Genomic DNA, 3,790 nt, shown 5'->3' with positions numbered 1-3,790 from the left:
CTGCGCATGGTGGGCGGTTCCGCCGATGCCACCCAGGAACACCAGGCGCTGTACCAGGCGATTGCCGCTGGCGACCGCCAGGCCGCCGCCGGTTGCGCCGACGCCCACTTGCGGGCTTCGGCCAAGCGCCTGGGCCTGGAGCTGCCGACTATCGATTGACCCCAGCTTCACGCTTCGAGCCGCATGCCACGGCCTGCGGTTTTTTGTCGGATTAGTTAGTCTGACAACCTGATAACCAGACCGAAACGCATTGGATCCAAGGTACCTAAGAACAATGATTTATGACTTTTGCATCATCGGCGGCGGCATCGTCGGCCTGGCTACGGCGATGGAGATCCTCAAGCGCCAGCCCGGCGCTTCGCTGGTCATCCTGGAAAAGGAAAACGTCCTGGCCAAGCACCAGACCGGGCACAACAGCGGGGTGATCCACGCCGGCATCTACTACGCCCCGGGCAGCCTCAAGGCCGACCTGTGCAAGCGTGGCGCCGAGGCCACCAAGCAGTTCTGCAGCGAGCACGGGATCAAGTTCGAGGTCTGCGGCAAGGTGCTGGTGGCGTCCAACGCCCTGGAAGTGCAGCGCATGGAGGCCCTGTACCAGCGCTCGCAACAGAACGGCCTGAAGGTGGAGCGCCTGGACGCCGAGCAACTGCGCCAGCGCGAACCGAATATCGTCGGCCTTGGCGGGCTGTTCCTCGACGCCACCGGCATCGTCGACTACCGCGAAGTCTGCGACACCATGGCCCGGGTGATCCGCCGCGAGGGCGGCGAGATCTGCCTGAGCCAGACCGTCACCGCGATCCAGGAAAGCGCCGACAGCGTCACCGTCAGCAGCCACGGCGGCAGCTGGCGGGCGAAGAAGCTGGTGGCCTGCGCCGGCCTGCAATCGGATCGCCTGGCGGTGATGGCCGGGGTGAAGATCGACCACCAGATCATCCCCTTCCGCGGCGAATACTTCCGTCTGCCGGCGTCGAAGAACAACATCGTCAATCACTTGATCTACCCGATCCCCGATCCGGAGCTGCCGTTCCTCGGGGTGCACCTGACCCGCATGATCGACGGCAGCGTTACCGTCGGCCCCAACGCGGTACTGGGCCTGGGCCGGGAGAACTACAGGAAGTTCTCCATCAACTGGCGCGACGTGGCGCAGTACGCCAGCTTCCCCGGTTTCTGGAAAACCATCTGGCAGAACCTCGGCTCCGGCACCACCGAGATGAAGAACTCGCTGTTCAAGTCCGGCTACCTGGAGCAGTGCCGCAAGTACTGCCCTTCCCTGCAAGTGGAAGACCTGCTGCCTTATGAGGCGGGGATCCGCGCCCAGGCGGTGATGCGCGACGGCAGCCTGGTGCACGATTTCCTGTTCGCCGAAACCCCGCGCATGTTGCATGTGTGCAACGCGCCCTCGCCCGCCGCCACTTCGGCGATTCCCATTGGCTCGATGATTGCCGACCGGATTTTCCAGGCCGCCTGAAACACCCCGCGCCATCACCTTGCAGCGCAGTGCCCCCGGCACTGCCAAGCGGGCCGCGTGTCGCCGCAATACCCCTTGGCCGCCCTTTAGGGCGCGTCGCGCAAGGCTCGCGTCAACTCGACAATAACTACAATGATTCATGAGGATGTACGGATATGACCGCAGTTGAAACCAGCAGTACTGCAGCGGAAACCCCACAGCAAACCAAGAAACGCCTGCGCAAGGTCGCGGCGGCCACCATCTTCGGCTCGATGCTGGAGTGGTATGACTTCTACCTCTACGCCACCATGGCGGCCATCGTCTTCTCGAAGATCTTCTTCGATAACAGCAACCCGAAAAGCGCCACCCTCATGGCCTTCTCGACCTTTGCCATCGGCTTTATCGCCCGCCCCTTCGGCGGCATCCTGTTCGGCTACCTGGGGGACAAGTTCGGCCGCAAGCAGGTACTGGTGCTGACCTTCTGCCTGATGGGCGTGTGCACCGCGCTGATCGGCCTGATCCCCAGCTACGCGTCGATCGGCATCTGGGCGCCGATCCTGCTGGTGGCAATCCGCATCATCCAGGGCCTGGGCGCCGGCGCCGAACTGTCCGGCGCGGCGGTCACCTCCTATGAGCATGCCAGCGAGGGCAAGCGCGGCAGCCAGGGCGCCTGGCCGGCGCTGGGGCTGAACCTGGGCCTGCTGCTGTCGTCGCTGACCATCTACCTGCTGACCATCAACGGCAACGACTTCCTGCTGGCCGGCGGCTGGCGCATTCCGTTCGTCTGCAGCATCGTCCTGGTGGCCGTCGGCCTGTGGGTGCGCAACAGCATTCCGGAAACCCCGGAGTTCAAGGAACTGAGCAAGGAAAGCCAGAAAGCCAAGGCCTCGCCGCTCAAGGCGCTGTTCAAGAACGACCTCAAGGGCCTGGCCGTGGTGTTCTTCGTGGCGGTGGGCTACAACGCCCTGAGCTACATCTTCAAGACCTTCTCCCTGGCCTACCTGACCCAGTACAAGAACGTCGATGTGCACGTCACTTCGCTGTCGGTGACCATCGCCAGCCTGATCGCCATCGTCGCCGTGCCGTTCTTCGGCTGGCTCTGCGACAAGTGGAGCAGCAAGACCGTGCTGATCCTCGGCGGGCTGTTCTCGGTGCTGTTCGCCTACCCCTTCCTGGCCCTGCTCAACACCGGTGAGAGCCTGATGATCTACATCGCCATCGGCGTCGGCACCGGCATTCTGGCGCCGATGATGTTCGCCCCACAGGGCTCCTTCCTCAGCCGCCAGTTCCCCACCGCGACCCGCTCTTCGGGCTTCGGCACCGGGCGCGAGATCGGCACCGCCATCGCTGGTGGCCTGGCGCCGCTGGGCGCTCTGTCCCTGGTGACGGCCTCGGCCACCCACTCCACCGACGGCGTGGTGATCATTCTCGCCGTCGCCGCGGTGCTGGTGGTGGTGTTCGCCTTCCTCGACCAGGGCCGCAAGCACTCGGCCTTCAAGAACTGAGGCTGGACCCAACCCTGCCCGGGCCGCTCCAACGGCCCGGGCAGACTTTGCTAAGGTGGCCGCTGAACCCGCATTACAGGCCACCCCATGTCACCCGATAGCGCATTCGGCGTCGATGCCGACGGCTTGATCGCCCTTCCTGCCGAACCACCCCTGCAGCCCGAGTACCGAGCCCTGCTCGACGAGCTGTGCGCCGCCCTCACTGCTCCCGCCAGCCCGCCGCTGCATAGCCTGTACCTGTACGGCAGCGTCGCCCGTGGCACCGCCCGGCCTGGAGCTTCCGACCTGGACCTGTGCCTGATCCTGCAAGATCCCGCCGACCCGGCCGCGTGCCAGCATCTGGAAAACCTGCGCCAGGCCCTGCAAGCGCGCCACCCGCTGGTGTCGAAGATCGATTTCGATATCGGCGACCTCAACCAGGTGCTGGAAACGCGGAACCTCGGCAGCTGGGGCTATTGGCTCAAGCACCATTGCCGCTGCCTGTGGGGCGAAGACCTGCGCTCGCGCTTTGCACCTTTCAGGCCCAGCCGGGAGATTGCCCTGGCGGTGAACGGTGACTTTCTCGCAGTGCTGGACGACTACGCCAAGCGCATCGACCGCGAACAGAAGCCCGCCGAAGTCCTCCGGCTGCAACGGCAGGCCTCGCGCAAACTCGTTCGCGCCACCAACCTGCTGCGCCAGGAGCAGGAGCCGAGCTGGCCCCAGAGCCTGGATGAGCATGTGTGGCTGTTTGTGCAGCACTACCCGGAAATGGCAGGCACCATCGACGTGTTTCGCCAGGCCGCCGAGGCAACGGCCCCCGCCGGCGCCGGTTTCAGCGACCGCTTGCGGCAGATGG

General features: G+C 64.9%; 4 protein-coding genes. All 4 read left to right on the top strand.

Going from position 1 to position 3,790, the window contains the following annotated elements; all coding sequences use genetic code 11:
* Positions 1-159: FCD domain-containing protein (locus F6S12_RS30315; protein ID WP_409999873.1), on the top strand; the 159-nt coding region annotated here is incomplete at its 5' end.
* Between the two features lie 115 nt (positions 160-274).
* Positions 275-1,468 carry an L-2-hydroxyglutarate oxidase gene (lhgO, locus tag F6S12_RS30310; RefSeq protein ID WP_011060730.1) on the top strand — a complete coding sequence of 398 codons (1,194 nt, stop codon included), beginning with the start codon at positions 275-277 and terminating at the stop codon, positions 1,466-1,468.
* A 155-nt stretch (positions 1,469-1,623) separates the two neighbouring features.
* Entirely contained in the window at positions 1,624-2,952 is a 1,329-nt protein-coding gene (locus tag F6S12_RS30305; protein ID WP_015635186.1) for an MFS transporter, read from the top strand.
* Between the two features lie 87 nt (positions 2,953-3,039).
* On the top strand, positions 3,040-3,790 hold a 751-nt coding region (locus F6S12_RS30300), incomplete at its 3' end, for a nucleotidyltransferase domain-containing protein (RefSeq protein ID WP_315869730.1).

It is taken from the genome of Pseudomonas sp. JV245A (assembly GCF_032424515.1).
GTDB classification, from domain to species: Bacteria; Pseudomonadota; Gammaproteobacteria; order Pseudomonadales; family Pseudomonadaceae; genus Aquipseudomonas; species Aquipseudomonas protegens.
This window is presented reverse-complemented; position numbering and strand designations above follow the sequence as displayed.

What these genes read in the sequence shown, in the direction of transcription:
- lhgO (WP_011060730.1), top strand. Translation starts at nt 275, where the DNA reads ATGATTTATGACTTTTGCATCATCGGCGGCGGCATCGTCGGCCTGGCT.
- F6S12_RS30305 (WP_015635186.1), top strand. Translation starts at nt 1,624, where the DNA reads ATGACCGCAGTTGAAACCAGCAGTACTGCAGCGGAAACCCCACAGCAA.